The sequence below is a fragment of the Mycobacterium sp. genome (assembly GCF_035640695.1).
Classification (GTDB): domain Bacteria; phylum Actinomycetota; class Actinomycetes; order Mycobacteriales; family Mycobacteriaceae; genus Mycobacterium.
Genome location: NZ_DASQVQ010000037.1, coordinates 1 through 24288 on the forward strand (window position 1 = coordinate 1; position 24288 = coordinate 24288).

Consider the following 24288-nt stretch of genomic DNA (forward strand, 5'->3'; position numbering starts at 1 on the left):
TTGGGGATGGTTTACGTGCGTCGCGTCGTCCACTCATTGGTCCTCGTGCTGCTCGCACTGCCGGCCACGCTTGTGCTGGCCGTCACGCACACGATGACGCCACTTGTCGCTCTGACCGCCACGGCTCTGATCATGGGTGGCACGACCCACCCCCTGAGCGGTCCGACCGATAGCCCGCAGTTCATCCACGACTACGTGAACGGTGCGAACAATAACTACATCCTGGTGTCCGGATTCTGCGGTGATACCGGATGCACGCCCACCGCCGTTTCCACCCCGGAGCAGTTCTGGCCGCAAACGGGAACCATGACGTTCGACCAGTCGGTGGGGCAAGGCGTCACCAATCTGAATTCAGCGATCGACGCACAACCCGCCGGCACTCCGATCGTCGTCTACGGATATTCGCAGAGCGCTCGAATCGCATCCATCGAGAAGGCGAATCTCGCCGCAACCAACCCCAATTTGCCGGTGAGTTTCGTGCTCGTCGGCAACCCCAACCGACCCAACGGCGGCATCCTGGAACGCTTCAACGGCACCCAGATCCCGATCTTGGGCGTGACTTTCGACGGAGCTACGCCAACCAACACCAATTTCAAAACCGTCGACGTCACACGCCAATACGACGGCTGGGCGGATTTTCCCAATAATCCGCTGAACCCGCTCGCGGACCTCAACGCCGCGATGGGCATCTATTACGTGCACGGCAACTACGGAGACGTCGGTCTGAGCAACGCGCTCTACCAGGGTCAGTATGGGGACACGAAGTATTACATGATCCCGGCTGGCCGCCTGCCGCTGCTGACGCCGTTAGCCCAAGCCGGGGTCCCGGACCCCGCGCTGGCCGTGGTGGACGCGCCACTGCGCGTTCTCGTGGAAACGGGCTACGACCGCACCATCAGCCCCGGCGCGCCGACGCCTGCCATGCTGCTCTACTTCCCCAACCCGGTCCAGACGGGCGTCAACTTCATCATCGCAATCCCGACTGGGCTGGACGATGGCGCACAGGAGGCCATCAATGTCCGCCCCTTCGGAACCACACCGGCCGGTCCTTACGGTGTCGGCGGCCCGCCGGTTAATGCCGGAACATTCGATTCCACCGGATCGCCAACCGTGGCAAGCTCTCCCACCACGGCTGGGCCGAACACCAATGTGTTGGCGGACAAAGCGCCGGCGCCGGGTGCGGCGTCCGCGCCCGAGCCCGCGGTAGGTCCCGAACGGGTGCAATCGGCTGCCCAGGTCGCCAACACACCGCCGATACCGACGGGTACGCCGGCGAAGCCATTGACCGGAAATGCGGCGCAGTTGCCGGCGGCGGCGCAACCGGGCCCATCCGCGCAGCCCCCGGCGGGAGCCCCCACCGCTACGCTGCCGTCGGCGGCCAAACCGGGCGACATCCCGGCATCGGCGCCTAAACCGGTGGAGATGCCGAGCGCGCCACTCAAACCGGCCGATCGCCCGACGGCGCTGCCCAAACCGGCTGAATTCCCAACGCTGGCACCATTCCCGACGATGGCACCCAAGCCAGTCGAGGTTCCGACGCCGCCCAAACCGGCTCAGGTCCCAACACTGCCCAAGCCCGCGGCGGCCCCGACGTTGCCCGAGGCGCCGGCGTTGCCCGAGGCGCCGAAGCTACCCGAAGCGCCCGCGTTACCGGAGGCACCGCAATTGCCGGCACCGCAATTGCCGGCACCGCCGCCATTGCCGGCGTTCCAAAACCCGCTACCGCCCATGCCGGCGCCGCCATTGCCGGCATTGCCGGCCTTGCCGTCATTCCACATTCCGTTCTTCGGCTGATCGATGCGAACACCGTTGAGCGACTGGGCGTCGCGTGCGGTGCGCCGCTCTACTTCAGCCGGGCTTTTGCCGCTTTGACCACTTCGGCGGCGTCGCGGCTGGCCTGCTTGGCGTCCTGGTAGGCATTCTCGGCGGCGCGCAGGATGCGTTCGGCTTCTTGCAGGCGCTTGCGGGCGTCGTCATGACGCAGCCGGGCGGCACCGAGGTCGGCCTGCCGGTCGGCCAGCTGATCATCGGCCTCGGACTTGGCCCGCTCGGCCGCGGCCAACGTAGCCCGCGCCTTTTCGCGTCGCTGACGTGCGGCGGTGAGCTCGCCGTCGCGGGACTCTTGGCTGGCTCGCGTCTGGCGTGTGCCGTTCTGCTTTGCTTCGGCCCTTCCCTGGCGAGGCTGCGTGAATACCTGTGCCGCGTCGCCAAATTCGCCGAAGCCCGACCAGCGTTCTGCCTTGGTAAGCCGGCCCAGCCGCGCCGACACCTCGGAGTCGGCGATCGCCGCCTGCAGTGTGTCGGTGACGTCGTCGCGCAACGGCGCCGACGGGTTCGTCACCCCGGCCTCTTGAAAAGCCGTTCGGGCCAGTTCGTTGATGAGGTGCCGTTGTTCGGTGGTCAGTGCCCGGATGCTGTCGCCGGCCATTGCGGCGTGCGCCGCGCGCAGGCGCTTACCGAGGTCGGTGAGGCGCTGCTTGGCCCGAGGGTGCGTGAGCGCAAGCCGGTTGACGATCCACGCGGCCGTCGTGGGCTTGCGCGCAGCGGAGATTCGCTTGGCGAGGTCAGTCTCGCCGCGGCGCTTAGCCGCCTCGGCGAGATCGGTGCGGAGCGCGGTGAACTCTTCGGGCCTGACCTCATAGAGTTCATCGAGCTCGTCGCGGGCCACGACACCATCATTCCGCATGGCTGCTTCTGCAGATTGGCGGAGGCAAAGCCATTAGGGTCTGTATCAGGCATGATGCATCGTCGGAGTGGCTGAAGGGAGCGCGGCATGGCGACCGATCTGACGCTCTATCTCGATGATCAGCCGGGCGAGCTGGCTCGCGTCGGTGACGTGCTCGGCAAGGCGGGCACGAACATCGCCGGCCTGTGCGCGCTCACCACCGGTGGCGGGCAAGCCGAGGTGCACATTCTCGTCCAGGATGCGACGGCGGCGTTCGAGGCGCTGCAGCGTGCCGGCATCAAGATAGCCGCGGAGCAGGAGGTGATGGTCCTCGAGATAGAGGACCGCCCCGGCGCACTCGGTGAGGTTGCGCGCAAACTGGGCACCGCCAAAGTCAACCTGACCACTGCCTACCTTGCGACAAACACCCGGCTGGTGCTCGCCGCGGACAACCTGGCAGAGGCAAAGTCCGCGCTCGGCTGATCATCCCGTTGCAGCTCAATACCGAAACGACGTGTGCTTTCAGCATTTTCGGAATCCCCACGTGGCGTTGAGAGCCGGGTCGTGTTGGGCGGAGACCACGAACCGGCTCTCGAGGCAGTGTTCGACTACTCGGATTTCAGTTGTGACTCTTCTGCGCCGCGGCGCGAATGGAGTCGGCGAGTGTCCAGAACGACAGACCCAGCAGGGGCACGTCTTTGAGAAGGAACTCGCCGGTGAGCGAGATGGCCGGGAAGCCACCGCCGGCGGGCTCGCTCACCCCAGGAGTGGTGAACAGGAAACTGATGGTGGCCAGGAACAGCACGATCGCGAGCACACTGCCGACAATCGATAGCCGCGGCGACACCGGCTTGATCGCCAGCAACACCGCCGCCGTCACTTCGACGACGCCCAACAGAGCCGAAAACGCGTACACCGGAAAGATGTGGTAAAGCCAGCCCATGAACGGGCTGTTGGCCACCAGTGGCTGTATCTGGTGGGCCTCGAAATTGGCGAACTTCAGTGCGCCGATCCAGCCGATGACGAGAACGAGACCATAGCGGCTCAGAATGCTCGCGATGGTGTCGACTGTGGCGACATTCACGAGGTCGCTGATATTCGAACGGTTTCGGTAGTTGATCATGACTGCTTCTCCTTGGACAGTTATGCCGTTTGAGTGCGGGCGGTGAACCGCCGCTGAGCACCGCAACGTCGCCGTGACCATGACGAGTCCGGCGCTCCATACCGATTCCCGATAGCGGCTATCACTCACGCCGCTGACGGCGGCGCCGACGGCGAAATCGCGGCCAAGGCACTACACCAGGTTTCACTGATACGGCAACGGCAGATCGACTCCACTGGGGGCGGCCGCGGCGAGAGGATGTGTCCATGATCGAGTTAGAGGTACTTCAGGCTGATGTGACCCGGCTCGAGGTGGATGCGATCGCCAACGCGGCCAACACCGAACTCAAGCACGGAGGCGGCGTGGCGGCCGCGATCGCCCGGGCCGGCGGTCCCGCGGTGCAGCGAGAGTCGACCCGGAAGGCCCCGATCGGCCTCGGCGACGCGGTCGAGACGACTGCCGGTGACATGCCGGCGCGCTACGTGATCCATGCCGCGACGATGGAGCTCGGCGGGCCGACCTCGGGCGAGATCATCGAGCGCGCCACCCGGTCGACCCTGCGCAGGGCCGACGAGCTCGGTTGTCGCTCCCTGGCATTGGTGGCGTTCGGCACCGGCGTCGGCGGCTTCTCACTCGAGGATGCGGCCGCGCTCATGGTTGGCGCGGTCCGAAATCACCGGGCTCGCGCGCTCGAACGAGTGATATTCGCCGTGCACGGTGACGCGGCCGAGCGGGCGTTCCGGTCTGCCACGCAGACATGACCGAAAGGTGTGCCGCGACGCACCGACGATGGTCGGCCGGGGCACGCACGCTCACCGGAGTCGTAAACGATCCTCGTCATCGCGACAGCGGAGCAAACGTGATTACCAGCACGTCCCGCCGCGCCGGCTCGGCAGGATCGAGCGGGCGGATCGGCGAGACACCGTGCAACGTGCGACGGTCGTCGCCCAACAGCAGCGTGCCCGGCTCGGACAGCGTCGTCGTCAGCAGCCGTCGACCGTCGAGGTCATACACCGCGCTTTCGCCGCCGGCGGCGTTACGCCGCCCGATCAGCAGCGACGTCACGAGCGTGACACCGTCGCGGTGCAGACCCTCGGGTGTGGGCTGTCCCGCGGCGTCGGCCGACGCGAACACCCGAAACGGCGTCACCTTGGCGCTCCACTCGGGGAGGTCGTCGAGCGCTGTCGCCACGCCGCCCAGCAGCCGCAGCAAGCCGTGCAGCAGCGGATCGGCCGCGAAGGCATCGGTGAGCGGCTCGAAGTGGCGGTCCCGTTGCAGATACAGCGGGTTGGAGTGGGCGGGCTGCACGAACGCGTGGTGCGGCATCGGCTTGGCGACTCCGTCGGCCGGTCGGAACAGCAAGTGCCCGTAGCGGCGCAACCGGCGCGTGCCCAGCTCGGCCGCATAACTGTCCGGTGCCAATTGCTCCCAGTGCGACGCGAAGCGGGTCCACGCGTCGGCGTCGGCGCCGACGCACCCGCACAGGTCGGCCGCGGGCATCAAGTAGGCGCCAGCCGAGGTGAGCTGCCGGCGGGCGGCTTGCACCGGGGGGGCGGCCGTCGTCGTTTCCATGAAATCCGTGTACCCGGAAGTCGGGGAGGCTCAACTCAGCGGGCGGTGAATTCGACGGGCGCCACCACCGGTGCCGTGTTGTATCCGGTGACTCTCACCCAGTTCGGGTCCGTGCCGGTTCTTGGCACCACAGCGTGAAGCTCGACCGTTTCGCCAGGGAATACCGTGACGTAGTTGTCGCTGTATTCGATCGGCAGGATCTCATCGCCGTCACGCGTGGGCATGACTTCGGCGCGCTCGAAGAATGCGATCTGCCGTGTCGGGTTGTGCAGACGGATGGCGACGTAGTCGTCGTCGGTCGACGCCGAAGTTCGTTGCGCACTGACTTCAAGTGGGGTTGGCGCCATGTAGTTGAGCGCAGTCATATCGGCCCAAGTGGCCTGGTCCAGCTCAAACGGAGAGTCACTGCTTGGGTCGCCGACGTCATCGGGCAGCTGCGACTGCCAATAGACGTTGTCGGCAACGGTGTTGCCGGCGCCGTCGAGCAACTGACATCGCACGAAGAAGACCGCGGAGTCGGGGGCGACCTGCGGCAAGGCCATGGCTTGAACGGCTCCGCCGGCAGCCACGGTGAGGTTGCCGGCCGCTTGGTCTAGGCGCACAGTGCCTTGCAGGTCGTAGACACGCACACGCACTCTCAAATCCTGCTGGTTGCCCGGGGTTTGGTTGACCACGGTGATCTTTGCCTGGTCGTGGTCGCCGGTCGCATAAGAGTCGAAAACCACCGACAGCGGCCGCAGGCCTTTCTTGGCCCCGTAATAGGCGCCCCCGGGTCGCAGGTAGTAATCGAAGAGATTTCCGAAGAACGACGGCCAGTGGCCGTTGAGCATCCAGTAGATCGTCATTTTGTGGTTCGCCCATCCGTTGGCGGCGAATGCCTCGAATTGGGCGCGCGTTGACTCGTAGTGCGCGAGCTGCGCCTTGCGCGCGAACTCCTCTGCGCTGTTCGACACTCCGTAGCGAAAGTCCACGGCGCGCCGAATACTGGTCAGCGCGGCGTTTTTCGGGTTCGAGCCGGCATGGAAGTACCAGGCGTCGTTGATTGGCCACAGCTTGTCCGGTGGAATGAACATCTTCAGACTGGCGAACGGCGGGATATGTTCGTTGTCCCCCTGTTCGGCAGACGACCCCCGGGCGGCCCCATAGAGCCCGCTGAACCAGTACGACGGCGGGCGCCAAGTGTAGGGCCCGGCCATCTGGATGCCGTCCCACTCGCGTCCGCCGTCCTGGTCGCTCGCGTACGACGAGACGGTGTCCACGGTGGCATTCGGCCAGTGCAATGCGGTCAGTGTCGCGTGATATGAGTCGAGCACCGACGGCGGCGGTTTTCCGTCACTGCCGTTGGCCCAAATGAACGCCGACGCGTGGGGCCGCAGCATCTCGATCTGCGAACGCAAGCTGTCCTGCGCCACGCGATGATCCTCGCCATTCCATTGCTCCCATTTCTCCCACTGGTTGCAGCACATCCAGCCGAACATCAGCGGGATGCCGAGTTCGTCGGCGCTCTCGACGAAGTCTTCGCCGGGAAACTTTCCTTCCAGTCTCAGCATGTTGAGGCCGAGATCCTTCGCATAGCCCAGGATCGCGGCTTCACGGCCGGGGTCGTGGTCGAACAGCAGGTCGGGGGCGTAGGCCGCGCCGCGCACCAGGAAGTCCTTGCCGTTGACCTTCAAATAGAAGTTCCCGCCACTGCCCAAATCCGGGAACTGTTCGTCCTGATCGCGGTATTGGGACACACTACGGATGCCGAACCGCTGATGAGCGGCGTCGGTGACTTGGTTGTATTGACGGAATTCCAGGCGAAGATCGTAGAGGTTCGGGTCGCCGAGGGTGTAGGGCCACCACAGGTCGGGGTTCGCTACCGTCAATGCCGGGTACTTTTCCGGCGCGAAGCTGACCTCGCGCTCCTCGCCGGGCAACAAAGTCACCAATTGCTCAAGACGGATGCTGGGCTTGCCGGCCCGCGTGATGGTGGCACGGAGAACGCCACGTACCTGTTGGGCGGAGTAGTTGCGAAGCTCTGAGTAGATCGTCAGTCGTGCGCTGTCGGTTCTCGGCAACGGAAGTTCAGAATTCACCGTGGCCGGACCCAGCGCGACGGCGCCCGAAACATTGAGGTAGACCGGTTTCCAGATGCCCGCATTGCGATCGGGGACATACGAGTTGCCGTTGATGGGGTCCTTGCCTGGCCCTTGGTATCCCAGATATTTCCAGTTGATCCAGTCGTACCAACTGTCGGCCAGTTCTACCCCGTCGACATCCTGCAGCGCCCGCTCCGGCGTGACCTTGACCGCCAGGGTATTGGATTCGCCGCGCTTGATCCACTGCGTGACATTGAGCTCGTGGGCACTGTACATCCCGACGACCTCGTTGTTGCCGGCGACGAGGTGACCGTTCAACCAGACTTCGGCGCGGTAGTTGATCCCGGGGAAGTCGAGCACATATGTCGAGTGTCCCCCCGGCGCGTTGAAGGTGGTCCGGTACCACCAATCCCGCTTGTAGAGATCTTGGGGCACCTGACTGAGAAGATTCGTGCCGGAGTAGAGATTTGGATACGTGCCGTCGTCCTCGAGGGTATCCAGCACGGTTGCTGGCATGCGACGGATCACATGCCAGCCAGAGTCCGTGAAGCCCGGGCGGGAAACGGCCGCCCCGTCCGCCGGCACATCCGGCGCGGCCATGAGCTTCCAACCGTCGGCCAACTCGATCTTGCCCGGCGACGGCTCGGGAAGGGCGAAAGCCGCCAGGTCTCCCGCACACAGCACTAGCAGGATCGAGATGAAGACGCGCAGGAAGGTTTTTCGACGCCTCTCAACCGATATGGTTCTACTCCCTTCGATCGATGCGGCGTTGCGTTGCCAGAAGTAGAAGCTTGGGTTAACGCACATCATCTTGACGGTGACGATCGATACGTACAACCCGGGACGCTTGCCTCCCCGCAGTCTTGCAGCGTAACGGGGTTTGGTGCGGGCCGTCAGGTGGATCGATCGGCTAATGCGACCGGTTCGGGTTCGTCACACGGTGAGCTGGTCGGGGACGCGGCGGCGCCGGGCGATCGGATCGCGTCCGATCGCTATCGGCCGGCGCTAAAGAGCCTTGTGTGGGATGCCGTTGACCACGCCGCCGTCGATGACGAATTCGGTGCCGGTCGCGTAGGAGGACTCATCGCTGGCCAGGAAGAGCACGAACGTAGAAACCTCGATGGGATCGGCGGGCCGTCCGAGCGGGATCGGCACCATGTCGTCGGGAATGTTCTGTGTCATCGGCGTGCGAATCATCCCCGGATGAATCGAGTTGACCCGGATGTTGTGCGGTGCCAGCTCGATCGCGGCCGACTTGGACAGACCGCGAACCCCCCACTTCGATGCCACGTAGCCATGCACCCACGGGGTGCCGCGCAGTCCCTCGATCGACGAGACGTTGATGATCGATCCGCCGCCCGCGGCGATCATCGGCTCGACGGCCACCTGGATGCCCAAGAATGTGCCGGTGAGATTGACCGCCAGGATCTGTTGCCACTTGGTCAGATCGAATTTCTGCAGCGGGCCGCCGTTCACGATGCCCGCGTTGTTGACCAGCACGTTGAGTTTGCCGAATTCCCCGACCGCCGTGGAAACCCCGGCCTTCCAGTGCTCGGGCTGCGTGACGTCGAGGTGGACGAAGCGAACCGCATCGCCGAGTTCATCGGCCAGCGCCTTGCCCTCGTCGTCAAGGATGTCGCCGATGACCACCTTGGCGCCCTCTTCACTGAGGAGACGGGCATGAGAAGCACCCATGCCTCTGGCGCCGCCACTGATCAGTGCAACTTTTCCGTCCACGCGTCCCATGACGGGTCAGGCTACCCCAGGCGGCCGCCGAACTAGAACCTGTTCCAATCTGGTTCCGGAATGCGCACACTACCCGGGCATCTGCTTGCTACCGTCCGAAACAATCCAGGCCCGCGCAGATTAGACGTCGTCGTGAACACACCTTGGTGAGGAGACCCACATGGCTATCCGCGTCGCGCACATCGGCACCGGCAATGTCGGTCGGCTGGCGCTGATCGAACTCGTCACCAATCCGGCGTTCGAGCTGGCCGCGGTGTGGGTGTCGTCGGAAGCCAAGGTGGGCAAGGACGCGGGCGAGCTTGCCGGGCTTGATGTTTGCACCGGAGTTGCCGCCACCAACGACCTGGACTCGGTATTGGCGACCGAACCCCAATGCGCGGTCTACTGCGCGATGGGCGACACTCGGATGCCCGAGGCCATCGAGGATGTCCGACGCATTCTGGCGGCGGGCATCAACGTCGTCGGCTCCGCCCCGGTGGTGTTGCAGTATCCGTGGCACATCATGCCCGACCAATACATCGCCGCGCTGGAGGAGGCCGCGCGGCAAGCGAACTCGAGCATGTTCATCACTGGGGTCGATCCCGGGTTCGCCACCGACCTCGTCCCGCTCGCGCTCGCCGGTACATGTCAGCGCATCGAGCAGGTGCGTTGCATGGAGATCGCCGACTACGCCACGTACGACGGTGCCACGGTCATGTTCGACGTCATGGGATTCGGCAAACCGCTCGATGTTGTCCCGATGCTGTTTCAGCCCGGGGTGCTGAGCATCGGCTGGGGCACGTCGATCCGGCAGGTTGCGACCGGCCTCGGAGTGGAACTGGACGAGATCACCGACAGCTGCGTGCGTGAACCGGCGCCCGAGGCGTTCGACATCGCGGCCGGGCATGTTCGGAAGGGCGGTGTCGCCGCGATGCGATTTGAAATCCGAGGCATGGTCAAGGGCCATCCCGCCATCGTCATCGAGCACGTCACGCGATTGCGGGCAGACCTGCGCCCGGACTGGCCGCAGCCCGCGCAACCCGGCGGCTCGTATCGCGTGGAAATAGTCGGCGAGCCGTCCTATCGGGTCGACATCTGCCCCACGAGCCGCAACGGCGACCACAACCACGCCGCCATCGTCGCCGCGGCGGGACGAATTGTGAACGCGATCCCCGCGGTCGTGGCGGCGGCCCCGGGGATCAGGACGACGCTGGACTTGCCACTGGTCACCGGAAAAGGGGTGTACGCCCCGGATTCGCGCGCTGCCGGCCCGGCGCCGGCGTGACATGCGGTTGGCGTCAGCGGGCCGGCCTGCCGCGCCAATCCACGAACGGGCGGATGGCCAACACGAAAATCGCGAACACGACCAGCGGGGCCAATAGCGGCAGCCACGGCACCTGCAGCGGAAACAGCGACGCGACCAGCCCCGCGAAGGTAAACAGCACAGCGGAGATCACCGTCGGCGGAGTCGCAGTAACCACGCCACCGGCCGCGTGCCGCAGCACCAGATGGGCAGCAGCGCACAGTCCGGAAAACGCGGCCAACGTCGGCGAGGGCTCTGAGATCACGATCGCCGTCACCGCCAGCAAGACGGCAAGGGTTGCGCCGGGCCGAAACACCGTGCCGGCCAACACGGCCACCGCGGAAAGCATTGCCACCGCGAAGGCGATCCCGTCGGCCTGGACCAAGGTGGCCGCAGCCATCAGAAACCCGAAGGCCGTAGAAAACGCGCGGGACACCGCGGCCGATGGCGTCATCGCCGTCGCCGCGCCGGACGACGGTGATCGGGCACCAGATGCATCGACTGGTCCAACGTCATATCCCCTCGCCAGGGCACCACGTCAACACCGATCGTGGCCATGTCGCGATACATGAACGACCGCTGCAGGCCCCACATCCGAGCGATGAGCGGGTCCGGTTCGTGGTCGAACGGCGAGCCTTCGAGAACGTCGACCGCGACCACGACATGGCCCCGCTTGCACAGGTCGATCAGAGCGAGTGCGAACTCGGTATCCAGCAATGTGGAAAACGCGACCACGATCGCCCCGGGCGGAACGGCCGCGCGAGGCGCCAACGTCCCCGTCGTTGTTTCGAATCCGCTGCCCGCACCGAGCACGGTATCGAGCACCCGGTAAAACTGCCGTCGCCCGATGTCGGCGCCGAACCACCGGGGCTGGCGCCCGCCGAGTGCGACGATCCCGGCGCGGTCACCGTTGCGCAGAGCGCTTTGAACCACTTGGACGGCGCCACGCACTGTCTTATCGATGGCTTGCGTCGCCGGGCCCGCCGGCTGCGGGTACCTGTCGATCAGCACCACGACATCGGCGGCGCGATCGGTCAATCGCTGCGTCACGTGCAGGCGCCGGCGACGCGCGCTCACCGGCCAGTTGACGGTGCGGAGCTGGTCGCCCGGCACGTACGGGCGGACGTCGGCGTACTCGACACCCGGACCGATGTGTCGCGTGAGATGCGTGCCGAGCCGATCCAGCAATTCGGTTCGCGGAGTCGGTGTCGATTGCGGTGGTGCCATTGGAAACACGAACACCTCGGCGGCGTCGACCGTCGCCGCGCCCGCCAGTAATCCCCCGCGCGCGATCACCTCGACGCAGGCCTGGATCGGGTAACGACCCCACCGCTGGGCCGTCACCGCAACGGTTTGCCGGTTACGGGCACTTTGATCGACCACTTCCAAGTCCATTCCCACCGGCGCCGAGACGCTGAATTCCGCACCCACATCGTCGGATTCGGCCGTCACCCACGCGGTCAGCTGGGTCCGCTCGGTCTCAAAGCATCGCTGCGAAGCGGGCTGGGCGTGCACGTGCACCCTCGGTATGGGCCGTTGCCAGCCGATCGACCACAGCACGCCCAGCAGCGGTGCCGCGAAAGCAATGAGTTGCCACCGAGATCCGATCAAGGCGGCGGCGAGGGCCGCGCCGGCACAGGTTGCGATCGCCCGCGTCAGAGGTGATGCACGCCAGCGTAATTCGGCTTCGGCGCGGCGGGTTTCGATCACGCCGCACGGCCGGTCATTGGGTCCCCCCGCGGGTGCGCGGAACCGGCAAGCGCCGCAACAGTTCCTCCACCACGTCGGAACCCTGAACCCGCCGCACCCACATCTCCGGGCGCAATGTGATCCGGTGCGCCATGGCCGGAACGGCCAGGGTCTTGACGTCCTCGGGTATCACATAGTCGCGGCCGAGCAGCAGCGCACGCGCCCGGGCGAGTTGCACCAGGTCGAGTTCGGCTCGGGGGCTGGCGCCGACCGCGACCTGCGGATGCTGACGGGTGGCGGTCGCCAGCGAGACCACGTAGTGCAGAACGTCATCGTGGACGGTGACCTGCTCGACCGATTCGCGCATCGCCAGCAGGTCGCGCGCGTCGACCACGTTGTTCACCGTCGGCTCCACCGAGCCCCGTTCGAGTCGGCGGCGCAGCATCGAAGTTTCCTCTCGCTGCGAGAGGTAGCGGAGCTCGAGCCTTACCGTGAACCGGTCCAGCTGCGCTTCCGGTAGTGGATAGGTGCCCTCATACTCGATCGGGTTGTCGGTGGCCAGAACGATGAAAGGCTCTGGCAGCCGGTGCGTTTCAGCATCGATACTCACCTGCCCCTCGGCCATCGCCTCGAGCAAGGCCGCCTGAGTCTTTGGCGGTGTCCGGTTGATCTCATCGGCCAGTAGCAGATTCGTGAAGATCGGTCCGGGGCGGAACTCGAAATGACCGGACTGCATGTCGTAGACGGTGCAGCCGAGTAGGTCCGCGGGCAGCAGATCGGGCGTGAACTGAACGCGCGTGAACCGGAGCCCTAACGCGGCGGCGAAGGATCGCGCAATCAGCGTCTTGCCGAGGCCGGGGAGATCCTCGATGAGCACATGCCCGCGGGCCAGCACGACGGTGAGGATCAGCATCAGCGCGTTGCGCTTGCCCACCACCACACGCTGGATCTCGTCGAGCACCGCCTCGGCGTGGGCGGTGGCCGTCGTGGCCGGCATCGTCATACCTGCTCCAACCGCCGCAGAATGTCGTCAAGCGCCGCGCGGCCGGGGCCCGGCTCGCTGTCGCCGGTGCGCGAGACGTTCTCCGGATCCACCCAAGCCCACAGCTGCGGTCCGAATAGCATCCGCCCGCCCGCCTGGAAAGCCCCGGGGTTCTTGGCTTGCTTTTGGCCGGTTGCCATTTCGAACTGTCGGGCAAGCATCGGCCGCAGATGCCGGTCCCAGTCGGCGCGGGTGGATTCCGACCGACGGATTTGCGTCTCGGTGCGAGACACCCAGCGGCGCAAGGACTCGCCGGCATCGTTGATGGCCGCCTCCTTCGGGGCAGGATCGATTTCGCGGGTGAGATAGCCGCGGATGCTGAGCAGCACCAGCGCCAGCGCGGCACCCGAGGTCCAGAGCACAAGCCGGCGGTCGGGCAGCAGCAACGCAATCACTTCTGCGATAAGGACCAGGCAAAATCCCGCGGCGACAAGCTTTCTCATGCAACGCTCCGAAGCTCGGCAAGAACGAGCTCAAGCGCGCGGACAGCCGACTCGCGATGATGCTCGTTCATCACATGAGGACTGAATCGTGCCTCGGCGAACAGATCCACCAGCTGCGTTGCGCTATCGGCATGCAGAGCATGGTGATCAACGGCTCGGGCCAGCACCTCCGTCGGTGTGTCGAAGTCCCGCGGAGCGGCGTCGGGAACATCCTCAAGTGCATGTTCCATCGCGGCGTAACAGGCGATGATCGCTTGCCGCGGTTCGCGGCTGAGATCCCCGATTTCTGCTAGACCGAGCTCGGCTGCTCGGGCGAGCGGGTGCGGCTCCGGGTCGGAGCCGGCGGGTTCGGCGCGATCATCGGCGATTACGGGTGTTCTCGCGAGGCGCCGCTGCCTGCGCGAGGCGATAACCGCTCCGGCGACGACCAGCAAAAGGAAGATCACCGTCGTCGCGGCGAGGTATCCGAAGAGGGTGTCGCCTTCCCCGGGCCGTGCGGGCGGCTCTGGCGGCGCGGTGCCGTCGTGAGGTGTCGGGGTGCTCGCCCCTGTTGCACTTGTCGGCTGATCGATTCCGTGCTGCGGACCGAATCGGGACAGCAGCATCAGAATCAGCAGCCAGACGATCAGCACGCCGAGCCCAATCAGCAACGAGCGCCACGTCGGTCGCGCCCCGCCGGTGCGGAACCATTCGGACCGGCCGGCGACGCCGGCCGCCACCGCACCCCGTGCGCGCAGCCGCACAATGATCGCGATCGCGACAACGGCCACCGAGACACTGAGCAGTGCCACAACGAAGAACGTGGCCGCCGGATTGCTAGTGGCGTGTTCGCGAGGCGAGTGTTCCCGGCCGGGAAGATAGCCGCGAAGAGCCGCCGCGGCGACGACCAAGAGCACGATCGGGGCGGCCACCCGCCCCGTCGATTTGTCGATAACCGCCATCGCACACCACTCGACTGATTGCTTGCTGACCCGTCAGCCGGCAAGCGGGCTTGCCCCATACTGGCACGCTGCCGTCGGCCGTCATGACGTAATGGTGCGATGAGCGTCGTGACACCGCTGCTGCCCGCCTGCGGCGGATTCCTGCTGGCCGTGTTGTGGATGGACCTCATCTTCGACACCGAGGTTCTCGCTCACCGCAATTCCGGTGACGAACTACCCGAATCGGTGCTCAATTCCATCGCAGGCTATTACCACCGCGCGACTACCGCCTCGCGGCCGATGAGCCATCTGGTCGCGCTCGTCATGCTGATCCTATTGGGCGCGTTGGCATTGCGCACCATCAACGGTCGTGACCCCGGCTGGCTCATCGTCGTCTCGGCAGCGCTCGCCGGCGTGCCGATCCTGCTCGCGCTGGTCCGCACGGTTCCCAACGCGGTCCGACTGGGCACCCGCGGAGGCAACGTGGTCGAACAGACGCGGCTCGCCCGCTCAATTTGCCGCGATCACCTGCTGTGCTTCGCCAGCATGTTCGCCTTCGTCGTGCTGACGGTCGCACCGATTGCGGTGGCTTAGCCCCCGGTCAGGGCAGCGCGCTGAGCGGAAACAGACTACCCAGCGCGTTCTGACCCGGCACCGCGCCCGCGCCGGGCAGCGCCACCGCTGGGGCGGTAGCCGCCGCCGGCTTGGTGCCCAGATTCGGCACCGCGACGCCACCCGGCAGCAGCGAAGCCAGGGCGGGCAGCGACAGCTGGTTGGGCAGCGGCACCGGAAGGCCTGGCACCGCCGGCAGATTCAGCTGTGCCGCCGGCGTGGTGGCGCCGGTGGCCGCCGCCGTGGCGCCGGTGGCCGCCGCCTGCGCGGGAGCCGCGGCCGCCCCGGGCTGCGGAACGGTGATCTGCGCGCTGGCCAGCGGCGGGGGTGTCGGCGGGGTCGCCGGAGCGCCGGTCAGCACGGACGCCGCGTTCTGCAGCACCTGCGGAGCGCTCTGTAACGCCTGCGGAGCACTGGCCGGTGAGGTCGCGATCTGCTGCACCAGACCCGGGATAGTCGGGGTGGTCGGCGCCGCCGGCTCGGCCGCCGCGGTGGCGCTCATCGCGAGAAGCGCCGAGCACAGGCCCGCGGCCGCACCCGCGGCGATGGCAATGCGTTTTCCGGTTCGTGACATGGTTCTCCCAATCCCGTTGACGACAGGTCTGGGCCGAACCTACGGCGTTACTAAAGTTACTCAAGTGACGCCTGTGGCGTTTTATTGAACCGATGCCAATGAGAGGCGCTCCGGTTACCGGGGGCATGCGCCGGCGTGCCGACTACTGCTTGGCTTATTGCTCGGCGCGCTCGCGTTCTTCGGCGGCCTTCGCCTTCGCGCGCGCCGTCTGTGCGGCGGCTTCCCGCTTGGCCGCCTCACGTTGAGCCTGGCCCTTGTCCTGCTGGGTGCGGCCCTCCTGGCTGATGTCGCCGCGACCAAGAACCGTTCCGATCAGCTCCTTGGCCTTTCCCAGCACGCCTTCCACGATTCCTTTGACTGCGAGTATCGGACCACTGACATAGTTGGCCACGTTCTCTCCCTCACTTTCTGCTACTTTCCGCTACTTTCTGCTTGGGTCCCGCACCCGGTGTGTTACCCGCAGCGACCGCTCGCCAAAAGTCCCCGCTTTCTCCCGTGGCGAACAGGCGCGAGGGCCCGCATCGCCGGCGCTGATCGGGTGACCCCAACGACGGTGTCGAGATGGGCTGCACGCCAATGGCCTTCGACATCGCCGGGCACTGCTCGGCGGTGCGCTTCGGCGTCTGGTTGTGCTGGTAGGCCGTCGGGGCCCAGGGTTGGCCGGCAACGAGCCCTCGTGGCGAGGACGTCGCGGCGGGGTACTAAACTAGAACATGTTTCAGTTCGGCTACCGCCAAGGAGCAGGCATGCATACCGCCATCTGCGACGAGCTCGGCATCGAGTTTCCGATTTTCGCCTTCACCCACTGCCGCGACGTGGTGGTCGCGGTGAGCAAGGCCGGCGGCTTCGGAGTGCTGGGCGCGGTCGGCTTCACGCCCGAGCAGCTCGAGGTCGAACTGAACTGGATCGACGAGCACATCGGCGAGCATCCGTACGGCGTGGACATCGTGATCCCGAATAAGTACGAGGGCATGGATTCCAACATGTCCGCCGAGGAGCTGACGAAGACGCTGCAGTCGATGGTGCCGAAGGAGCATCTCGACTTCGCCCGCAAGATTCTCGCCGACCACGGTGTGCCGGTCGACGACAGCGATGCGAACGCGCTGCAGCTGCTCGGCTGGACGGAGGCGACCGCCACCCCGCAGGTCGAGGTGGCGCTGAAGCATCCGAAGGTCAAGCTCATCGCGAACGCGCTCGGCACCCCGCCCGCGGAGATGATCAAACACATCCACCAGTCCGGCCTGCGGGTGGCCGCGTTGTGTGGCTCGCCGTCGCAGGCGCGCAAGCACGCCGACGCGGGCGTCGACATCATCATCGCCCAGGGCGGCGAGGGCGGTGGCCACTGCGGCGAGGTCGGCTCGATCGTGCTCTGGCCGCAGGTCGTGAAGGAGGTCGCGCCCCGACCCGTGCTGGCGGCCGGCGGAATCGGAAGCGGCTACCAGATCGCGGCGGCGCTGGCGATGGGTGCACAGGGCGCGTGGACCGGCTCGCAATGGTTGATGGTCGAAGAAGCCGAGAACACTCCCGTCCAGCAGGCGACCTACGCCAAGTCGACAAGCCGCGACACCGTGCGCAGCCGATCGTTCACCGGCAAGCCGTGCCGGATGCTGCGCAACGACTGGACGGACGCCTGGCAGAAGCCCGGCAATCCCGAACCCCTCGGCATGCCTCTGCAGTACATGGTCTCGGGAATGGCGGTCGCGGCCACGCACAAATATCCCGACCAGACCATCGACGTCGCATTCAACCCGATCGGTCAGGTCGTGGGGCAACTAACCAAGGTGGAAAAGACGTCCGCGGTCATCGAGCGGTGGGTGCAGGAGTACCTCGAGGCGACGAACACACTGAACGAGTTGAACGAAGCCGCCACCGTCTGACCCTTCGGAATAGTGTCGGTCGGGTGACTGGCACCGTTTGGACGCTGGACGCCTCCCATGGTGAGCTGCTCATCCGGACCGGGGTCACCGGAAGAGCCGCGACGATGGGTCACCGCTTGACCATTGCGATGAACTCATGGCAGGCGACGGTGCGGTGGATCGGCAACGCACCGACCGCGGTGGAGCTGACGGTGCGGGTGGATTCGCTTGAGGTGCTGCGGGGCGAGGGTGGAGTAACGCCGCTTTCGGGACCCGAGAAGGCGTTGGTGCGAACGAACGCACTGAAGTCGCTCGACGCCGCCCGGTTCCCGCAGATTCGGTTCCGCGCCGACGAGATCGACCAGATCGAGGACGGTTATCGCCTCACCGGCGCGCTGGAGATTCGCGGTAAGGCTCGCGAGCGTGTCGTCGACGTGCGCGTGGAGGATCTTGGCGACTCCTGGCGGCTATCCGGCGAGGCTCAGGTCAGTCAATCCCAGTTCGGCATCAAGCCCTATTCGATGCTCTTTGGCGCGATGAAGGTCGTTGACGACGTGACGGTGTCGCTTACCGCCGAGTGGGCCAAGGACGGCCCGTAAGCCGTCGCCGTTAAACGAAATCTGTTGCGACATAAAAGACTAAGCCGGGAATTTGACGGCGACCAGCTCGACTCGTTGTTGCCCCTGCGGGGTCTCATAGGTGACGGTGTCGCCGGCGGCGTGCCCGGCAAGCGCCCGGCCCAGTGGACTGCCGGCGGTCAACGTGTCGACCTCTTGACCGGGCGGCAGCTCCTCCACGACAGCAATCACCCGCATGGTCGCGACCCGATTGTCAGGAAACTTCAGGGTCACCTCCGTGCCGTCCGGCAGACCTGCGGCTGCGGCGGGGGATGGCTCCGCGCCGAGCAGCAGCCCCTCAAGCTCGGTGATCCGATCGTCGATGGCAGCTACCTGGTCGGCGAGCTGTATCTCGTCGGCGGCGTCACCACGGTCGCCGACGGTGTCCTCGTCACTTTGCAGCGCGGCGCGCAACCGGCCGCGGCGTTGTCGCAGTTCGGCCAACTGCGCGGCGATGCGCTCGCGCCCCTCATCCGAAAGTGGCGTCGCTCCCCCTTTCCGTGCCCTATCCCTGCAACCCGGTCTTCAAATAGTAGGGGCACCCTCGGGGGCGCTGCGAGAGGGCGAGGTTGAAACACGTTTCATTTCCGCTTTTGGGTTCCGCGACAGTCCATCAGTGGTGTAGCAATGCCTCAAGGACTAGAACACGTCGCGTTGAGGAGGCCATCGATGCCAACTCCGAATCTGCCCCCTGGGTTCGATTTCACCGATCCCGACATCTACGCCGAACGGCTGCCGATCGAGGAGCTGGCCGAGATGCGCAAGGTGGCGCCGATCTGGTGGAACGAGCAGCCGATCGGCCGGGGCGGCTTCGACGACGGCGGCTTCTGGGTGATAACCAAGCACAAGGACGTCAAGGAGGTGTCGCTGCGCAGCGAGGTCTTCTCCAGCCTGAAGAAGACCGCACTCCCGCGCTACAAGGACGGCAGCGTGGGCGAGCAGATCGAGCGGGGCAAGTTCGTCCTCCTCAACATGGACGCACCGCACCACTCCGACTTGCGCAAGATCATCTCGCGAGCCTTCACACCGCGGGCGATCGAGCGACTACGCGAGGACCTCAACCAGCGTGCACACAACATTGTCAAGGCCGCCGCGGCCGAGGGCTCCGGCGATTTCGTCGAGCAGGTGTCTTGCGAATTGCCGCTGCAGGCGATCGCCGGGCTGATGGGTGTGCCGCAGGAGGACCGGATGAAGCTGTTCCACTGGTCGAACCAGATGGTGGGCGACATGGATCCGGAATTCGCCAACAACGACGCGATCACCGCTTCGGTGGAACTGATCATGTACGGCATGCGGCTGGCCGCGGAACGGGCCAACGTGCCCGGCGAGGACCTCGTCACCAAGCTGGTCCAGGCTGACGTCGAGGGGCACAAGCTGTCCGACGACGAGCTCGGCTTCTTCGTGATTCTGCTGGCGGTCGCGGGCAACGAGACGACGCGAAACTCGATCACCCAGGGCATGATGGCGTTCACCGATTTCCCCGACCAGTGGGAGCTGTTCAAGAAGGAGCGTCCGGCGACGGCGGCCGATGAGATTGTCCGCTGGGCCACGCCGGTCACGTCCTTCCAGCGCACCGCGCTCGAGGACACCGAGCTGTCCGGGGTAGAGATCAAGAAGGGCCAGCGCGTGGTGATGTTCTATCGCTCGGCAAATTTCGACGAAGAGGTCTTCGACGACCCGTTCACCTTCAATATCCTGCGTGATCCCAACCCGCACGTCGGATTCGGCGGCTCCGGGGCGCATTACTGCATCGGCGCGAACCTGGCCAAGATGACGATCGACTTGCTGTTCAACGCGGTTGCCGACCACATGCCTGACCTCAAGCCGATCGCCAAACCCGAGCGGCTACGGTCGGGCTGGCTCAACGGCATCAAGCACTGGCAGGTGGACTACACCGGCAAGTGCCCGGTCACGCGCTAGGCCGTACGTGTGGTCGGATAGTCGATGATCGAGCGCCAGTAGGCCTCCGGTATCTCGGTGTTGGATCGCAACACCATGGCCAGGCCGGTGGCCATCGCGATGCCCAGCAGGCCCAGCCACAAGCCGGCAAGTCCGATGAGTACCCACAGCACCGCGGTGACCGCCGGCCAGGGCGAGAGCAGGACAAGCACCGGTGCGAAAAAGAATCCGGTTCCGATGTACCACGCCGACCCGACACGGTCGGAGATCAGCACCAACCGCAACCACCGAGGGATCGCGGCGTCGGCGCGCGAATTCTCCCGCATGATCGGTTCCCTCCTCGGTAGCTGACACCGTCCACGTTGCCGTCCACACGTAAGTGGCGCAATTACCTCCGACGTAGTGGAAGCCGCCCGGCGGCTTCGCGAGACTGGTGCGATGACGACCGCGCCGGCGCAGGCCCCGCCCTTCGGCTCATTGATGCGTGAGTGGCGCCGGCGGCGCCGTGTCAGCCAACTCGAGCTGGCGATCGAAGCGGACGTGTCGGCACGGCATGTCAGCTTCATCGAGACTGGACGTTCTGTCCCGAGCCGAACAATGGTCTTGCGCCTGGCCGACGCCCTCGACGTGCCGCTGCGTGAGCGGAACCAGCTGCTGATCGCGGCTGGTCTCGCGCCGGTGTATGCCGAACGCGCGCTGGATGATCCGGACATGGCGGCGGTGCGCGCGGGTGTCGAACGGGTTCTCAACGCATATGACCCGTACCCGTGCATCGCGGTCGATCGCGACTGGAACATCGTGCAATCGAACGCCGGCACGGCGGTGATGCTCGACGGCGTCGGCGTCCACCTGCTCGAGCGACCCAATGCGCTGCGGATCGCACTGCATCCCGACGGCCTGGCCCCGCGCATTCGCAACCTCGCTCAATGGCGGCACCACCTGATCGGTCGGCTACGGCGCGAGGCCGCGGTCAGTGGCTCACGCGAACTGGCGGAACTGCTGGCCGAAATCGAGTCATATCCCGGCGGTTCCGAGGAGACTCGGCATCTGGGCCGGGTTGTCGTTCCGCTTGAGCTGTTTACGCCGCAGGGACGACTTCTGTCGTTCCTGAGCACCGTTACGACGTTCGGCACCGCCCTCGACCTCACCGCGGCAGAGCTGAGCCTCGAGGCCTTTTTGCCCGCAGACGAGGCCACCGCGGCGGCGCTGAGATGACCGACGAAATGTTTGACGTCGGCCAAGACGCGACCTGATTGGCGAATACCGGTCGCGGGTCCTGTGAGTGGTCCGCATTGGTCTGACCACTTGACGTCTGGCCAACTGACCGACACCATGGGAGCGATGGCGCTGCAACCTGTGAACCGCCGCTCGGTGCCCGAAGATGTCTTCGACCAAATCGTGTCCGACGTGCTCAGCGGCGAGATGCAACCCGGCCACACCTTGCCGAGCGAGCGACGCCTCGCGGAGGTGCTAGGGGTATCCCGGCCCGCGGTCCGCGAAGCCCTCAAGCGTGTGTCAGCCGCCGGCCTCGTGGAGGTCCGCCAGGGTGACGCGACCACGGTGCGCGACTTTCGCCGCCATGCCGGCCTTGACCTGCTCCCCCGCTTGCTGTTGCGTGCCGGCGAGCTCGACCTCACCGTCGTCCGAAGCATCCTCGAGGCCCGGTTGCACAACGGTCCGAAGGTCGCCGAGCTGGCCGCCGAACGACATCGGCCGGAGCTGACCGGATTACTGGACGAGGCGGTGCGCCGGCTGCACGCCGAGGATGACCCCATCGAGCGGCAACAGCATGCGCTGACGTTCTGGGATCATGTCGTCGACGGCGCGGATTCCATCGTATTTCGGTTGATGTACAACACACTTCGCGCCGCATACGAGCCGGCGTTGACCGCGTTAGCTACCGTGATGGCCGCTGAGGTCGGTCGGCCGGAGGCTTACCGCACCCTCGCCGATGCGATCTGCGCAGGCGACCCGGCGCGGGCGAGACACGCCGCGCACGACCTACTCGAGCCCGCGACCACGGCGCTGGTCGGCGCGCTGACGAGCATGGAGGAGCCACGTTGACGATCTCTGAAGCACGCACCGGTCGCAAGGGGTTCGGCCTCGTCGACGCCCGGCGCGAATTCTGGAAACACCCTTCGCCGCGGATGATCGGCGCCGTGCTGGTCGCCGCACTGATGGCACGAATCGTGGTGGGCGATTGGCAGCTCACCGATGCACTGGTGCCCGTGGTGATGCTCGCAGCCTTTCCGTATTTCGAGTGGACGATCCACGTGTTCATCCTGCACTGGCGGCCGAAGCGCGTCGGGGGGCTGACCGTTGATCCGCTGCTCGCCCGCAAGCATCGCGAACACCATGGCGATCCGCGCAACGTGCCGCTGATATTCATACCGTGGAAGGCGCTGCTCTGGATACTCCCGCTCGCCGTAGCGATTGCGCTTCTCGCGTTTCCGCGACTCGGTCTCGGCCTGACCTACCTGCTGTTCACTACCATGTTGGGCCTTGGCTACGAGTGGTGTCACTACCTCATCCACAGCGACTACAAGCCGAAAACGGCTGTCTATCGCGCGGTTTGGCGAAACCATCGGCAACATCACTACAAGAACGAGCATTACTGGTTCACCGTCACAAGCTCAGGCACCGCGGATCGGGTGCTGCGGACGTATCCGGATCCGGCAACGGTCCGTACCTCACCGACCGCGAAGAACCTGCACGCCGTACACGCGTGACAACCAGACCGTCTTTCTCAACACGGCGATGTCGGGCCCAACGGCGCGTGGCAAGGTCGACGCTTCATCACACGAGCTCGCAAGCCGGCGGACGCTGAACGGATAAACCGTTATGCCTGCACGGTGATCGGATCGCCGATATGGACGGTGTTGAAGTACCACTGTGCATTGTCGGGGCTCAGGTTGATGCATCCGTGGCTGACATTCGAATTGCCCTGTGACGCCACCGACCAAGGAGCCGAATGCACATAAACGCCACCCGAGGTCACCCGGACTGCGTAGTACACCGTGAGCCGATATCCCTCCGGATCACTCAGCGGGATGCCGATGGTGCGCGAATCCATGATGACGCTCTGCTCCTTCGAGAGGGCGCTGAACGAGCCGACCGGCGTCGGATGCTTGGGCTTACCCATCGACGCCGGCATCTGCCGCACCACCTTGTCGTCGATGCTGACGGTGAAGGTGTGATTGGAGATGGAGGCGACGCCCACTACGGCGGAGCCGGCTTGGAAGTCCGTTTTGATGCCGCCGGCCATCAGCCTCACCGTGCTGTGGGCCGGCCAAAACTTGTCGGGAACCCATTGGACGACATTGTCGCTGAGCCATTCGAACCGCCCCGTCATGTCCTTGGGCGAGGTGACTTTGATCGTCTGTTCTGCGGCCGCGTGGTTGGCGATCGGCTTGGCGAAGGTCACAACAATCGGGGCCCCGACACCCACGACGTCGCCGGGCCGCGGTTGGACCGAGGTGACCGGGAACATCGCGGTCGATGACGTGACCGCGGCCACGCTGGCATTGCCGGGCGCGGTGATGACCATCGCCACGGCCGAGGCCACGACCAGCACAAATCGAACAGCTCTGCGCACGAACCACACCCCTTCGAGATGCTGCGATCAGCTAAGTTACATTCTATTTCGTAAAGGAAGCTGTGGACGTTAAGTCGCCGGTCGCCTTTCGCGTCATCGAAAACTATTCCGGCGTCCCTTTCCCCGGCGTGTCTGACAGTCGCCTGCGTGCTTCTGGGCGTGTAGATGGCTTATCGATGTCCATTGGCTGAACGCCGCGCGGACCGCGTCGCTACTATGGCCGAAAGTCATCTGCGATGCGGCGGTGGCTTTTCAGAGGCTTGTCAGAGGCTTTTCACAGACTGTCGGCGGAGGTGCGCGTTGCCGAGATACGGCTTCTCATGCGGGCGGTGCGGCGGGTTCGACGTTGTCCAACCGATGGTCAAGGCCAGCGCGCATGCGGTCTGCCCCGGCTGCGGTGAAACTGCTCGCCGAGTCTACGGCTCACCCGCGGTGAGATCGCTGGACGATGGGCTGCGTCGAGCGCTGAACGCCAGTGACTGCAGCGCCGATGCGCCTCAACTCGTTTCGTCGGTGCCCGGCGATCCGCGCAGAGCCGCCCGGATCACCACCGATCCCCGGCACGCCCGGTTGCCCCGACCCTGATCCCGGAG

At 65.5% G+C, this 24288-nt stretch carries 26 protein-coding genes and 1 pseudogene; 12 read left to right on the forward strand and 15 right to left on the reverse strand.

The window, feature by feature from the left end; genetic code table 11:
- Positions 1–1794 (forward strand): PE-PPE domain-containing protein (locus tag VE759_RS04095; protein ID WP_324928487.1); only part of this gene is annotated, 1794 nt, incomplete at its 5' end.
- Between the two features lie 49 nt (positions 1795–1843).
- Here VE759_RS04095 and VE759_RS04100 read toward each other — a convergent pair.
- A complete protein-coding gene (locus VE759_RS04100; protein WP_324928489.1) occupies positions 1844–2686 on the reverse strand; it encodes a hypothetical protein in 843 nt (280 codons plus the stop codon).
- An 87-nt stretch (positions 2687–2773) separates the two neighbouring features.
- Between VE759_RS04100 and VE759_RS04105 the strand changes: the two genes are divergently transcribed.
- On the forward strand, positions 2774–3148 hold the full coding sequence (locus VE759_RS04105) for an amino acid-binding protein (RefSeq protein WP_324928491.1): 375 nt from the start codon (positions 2774–2776) through the stop codon (positions 3146–3148).
- A gap of 136 nt (positions 3149–3284) precedes the next feature.
- Here VE759_RS04105 and VE759_RS04110 read toward each other — a convergent pair whose 3' ends face one another.
- Positions 3285–3788: a YkgB family protein gene (locus VE759_RS04110; RefSeq protein WP_324928493.1), complete on the reverse strand. Its 504-nt coding sequence runs from the start codon at positions 3786–3788 to the stop codon at positions 3285–3287.
- Between the two features lie 245 nt (positions 3789–4033).
- Here VE759_RS04110 and VE759_RS04115 point away from each other — a divergent pair, with 245 nt between their 5' ends.
- Positions 4034–4528 carry a macro domain-containing protein gene (locus tag VE759_RS04115; RefSeq protein WP_324928495.1) on the forward strand — a complete coding sequence of 165 codons (495 nt, stop codon included), beginning with the start codon at positions 4034–4036 and terminating at the stop codon, positions 4526–4528.
- A gap of 76 nt (positions 4529–4604) precedes the next feature.
- On the opposite strand, the gene VE759_RS04120 is transcribed toward VE759_RS04115, so the two are convergent.
- The 3 genes from VE759_RS04120 to VE759_RS04130 form a co-directional block, all read right to left on the reverse strand.
- A complete protein-coding gene (locus tag VE759_RS04120) occupies positions 4605–5339 on the reverse strand; it encodes a 2OG-Fe dioxygenase family protein (RefSeq protein ID WP_324928497.1) in 735 nt (244 codons plus the stop codon).
- A 35-nt stretch (positions 5340–5374) separates the two neighbouring features.
- Positions 5375–8101 (reverse strand): glycoside hydrolase family 2 protein, encoded by a 2727-nt coding sequence (locus VE759_RS04125; RefSeq protein ID WP_324928559.1) that lies wholly within the window; start codon positions 8099–8101, stop codon positions 5375–5377.
- A 324-nt stretch (positions 8102–8425) separates the two neighbouring features.
- Entirely contained in the window at positions 8426–9166 is a 741-nt protein-coding gene (locus VE759_RS04130) for a glucose 1-dehydrogenase (RefSeq protein WP_324928499.1), read from the reverse strand.
- 160 nt (positions 9167–9326) lie between these two features.
- Here VE759_RS04130 and VE759_RS04135 point away from each other — a divergent pair, with 160 nt between their 5' ends.
- A complete protein-coding gene (locus VE759_RS04135) occupies positions 9327–10430 on the forward strand; it encodes a diacylglycerol kinase (RefSeq protein ID WP_324928501.1) in 1104 nt (367 codons plus the stop codon).
- A 13-nt stretch (positions 10431–10443) separates the two neighbouring features.
- Here the strand turns inward: VE759_RS04135 and VE759_RS04140 are convergent, their stop codons facing one another.
- Genes VE759_RS04140 through VE759_RS04160 form a run of 5 tightly spaced genes read right to left on the reverse strand, consistent with a single transcriptional unit; the run spans position 10444 to position 14563 of the window.
- Positions 10444–10902, reverse strand: a complete 459-nt coding sequence (locus VE759_RS04140) for a hypothetical protein (RefSeq protein WP_324928503.1) — start codon at positions 10900–10902, stop codon at positions 10444–10446.
- A complete protein-coding gene (locus VE759_RS04145; RefSeq protein ID WP_324928505.1) occupies positions 10899–12158 on the reverse strand; it encodes a DUF58 domain-containing protein in 1260 nt (419 codons plus the stop codon). Before VE759_RS04145 ends, VE759_RS04140 begins: the two co-directional genes overlap by 4 nt.
- A gap of 13 nt (positions 12159–12171) precedes the next feature.
- Positions 12172–13140 carry a MoxR family ATPase gene (locus VE759_RS04150; protein WP_324928507.1) on the reverse strand — a complete coding sequence of 323 codons (969 nt, stop codon included), beginning with the start codon at positions 13138–13140 and terminating at the stop codon, positions 12172–12174.
- Positions 13137–13622, reverse strand: a complete 486-nt coding sequence (locus VE759_RS04155) for a hypothetical protein (protein WP_324928509.1) — start codon at positions 13620–13622, stop codon at positions 13137–13139. Before VE759_RS04155 ends, VE759_RS04150 begins: the two co-directional genes overlap by 4 nt.
- Complete coding sequence (locus VE759_RS04160) at positions 13619–14563, reverse strand: DUF4129 domain-containing protein (RefSeq protein ID WP_324928511.1); 945 nt, start codon at positions 14561–14563, stop codon at positions 13619–13621. The genes VE759_RS04155 and VE759_RS04160 overlap by 4 nt, the downstream gene beginning before the upstream one ends.
- A 99-nt stretch (positions 14564–14662) precedes the next feature.
- Between VE759_RS04160 and VE759_RS04165 the strand changes: the two genes are divergently transcribed.
- Positions 14663–15136 carry a hypothetical protein gene (locus tag VE759_RS04165; protein ID WP_414687829.1) on the forward strand — a complete coding sequence of 158 codons (474 nt, stop codon included), beginning with the start codon at positions 14663–14665 and terminating at the stop codon, positions 15134–15136.
- Between the two features lie 7 nt (positions 15137–15143).
- On the opposite strand, the gene VE759_RS04170 is transcribed toward VE759_RS04165, so the two are convergent.
- Positions 15144–15728: a hypothetical protein gene (locus VE759_RS04170; RefSeq protein ID WP_324928513.1), complete on the reverse strand. Its 585-nt coding sequence runs from the start codon at positions 15726–15728 to the stop codon at positions 15144–15146.
- 154 nt (positions 15729–15882) lie between these two features.
- Entirely contained in the window at positions 15883–16119 is a 237-nt protein-coding gene (locus tag VE759_RS04175) for a CsbD family protein (protein ID WP_324928515.1), read from the reverse strand.
- A 355-nt stretch (positions 16120–16474) separates the two neighbouring features.
- Between VE759_RS04175 and VE759_RS04180 the strand changes: the two genes are divergently transcribed.
- Entirely contained in the window at positions 16475–17605 is a 1131-nt protein-coding gene (locus VE759_RS04180; protein WP_324928517.1) for a nitronate monooxygenase family protein, read from the forward strand.
- 23 nt (positions 17606–17628) lie between these two features.
- Complete coding sequence (locus VE759_RS04185) at positions 17629–18183, forward strand: YceI family protein (RefSeq protein WP_324928519.1); 555 nt, start codon at positions 17629–17631, stop codon at positions 18181–18183.
- A gap of 39 nt (positions 18184–18222) precedes the next feature.
- Here the strand turns inward: VE759_RS04185 and VE759_RS04190 are convergent.
- Positions 18223–18681 (reverse strand): annotated as a pseudogene (locus VE759_RS04190) (GreA/GreB family elongation factor); the annotation flags it as partial.
- Between the two features lie 189 nt (positions 18682–18870).
- Here VE759_RS04190 and VE759_RS04195 point away from each other — a divergent pair.
- Positions 18871–20121: a cytochrome P450 gene (locus tag VE759_RS04195; protein ID WP_324928520.1), complete on the forward strand. Its 1251-nt coding sequence runs from the start codon at positions 18871–18873 to the stop codon at positions 20119–20121.
- Here VE759_RS04195 and VE759_RS04200 read toward each other — a convergent pair.
- On the reverse strand, positions 20118–20426 hold the full coding sequence (locus tag VE759_RS04200) for a hypothetical protein (RefSeq protein ID WP_324928522.1): 309 nt from the start codon (positions 20424–20426) through the stop codon (positions 20118–20120). The two genes, VE759_RS04195 and VE759_RS04200, sit on opposite strands and share 4 nt — an antisense overlap.
- Before the next feature lie 112 nt (positions 20427–20538).
- Here VE759_RS04200 and VE759_RS04205 point away from each other — a divergent pair, with 112 nt between their 5' ends.
- The 3 genes from VE759_RS04205 (at position 20539) to VE759_RS04215 (ending at position 22829) form a co-directional block, all read left to right on the forward strand.
- Positions 20539–21315: a helix-turn-helix transcriptional regulator gene (locus VE759_RS04205; RefSeq protein ID WP_324928523.1), complete on the forward strand. Its 777-nt coding sequence runs from the start codon at positions 20539–20541 to the stop codon at positions 21313–21315.
- Positions 21316–21441: 126 nt separating this feature from the next.
- Positions 21442–22164: a FadR/GntR family transcriptional regulator gene (locus VE759_RS04210; protein WP_324928525.1), complete on the forward strand. Its 723-nt coding sequence runs from the start codon at positions 21442–21444 to the stop codon at positions 22162–22164.
- Positions 22161–22829 carry a sterol desaturase family protein gene (locus VE759_RS04215; RefSeq protein ID WP_324928527.1) on the forward strand — a complete coding sequence of 223 codons (669 nt, stop codon included), beginning with the start codon at positions 22161–22163 and terminating at the stop codon, positions 22827–22829. The genes VE759_RS04210 and VE759_RS04215 overlap by 4 nt, the downstream gene beginning before the upstream one ends.
- 110 nt (positions 22830–22939) lie before the next feature.
- Here VE759_RS04215 and VE759_RS04220 read toward each other — a convergent pair whose 3' ends face one another.
- Positions 22940–23695, reverse strand: coding sequence for a L,D-transpeptidase (locus VE759_RS04220; RefSeq protein WP_324928529.1), 756 nt, complete (start codon positions 23693–23695; stop codon positions 22940–22942).
- Positions 23696–23911: 216 nt separating this feature from the next.
- Here VE759_RS04220 and VE759_RS04225 point away from each other — a divergent pair, with 216 nt between their 5' ends.
- Complete coding sequence (locus VE759_RS04225; RefSeq protein WP_324928531.1) at positions 23912–24280, forward strand: FmdB family zinc ribbon protein; 369 nt, start codon at positions 23912–23914, stop codon at positions 24278–24280.
- The last annotated feature ends 8 nt before the right edge of the window (positions 24281–24288 follow it).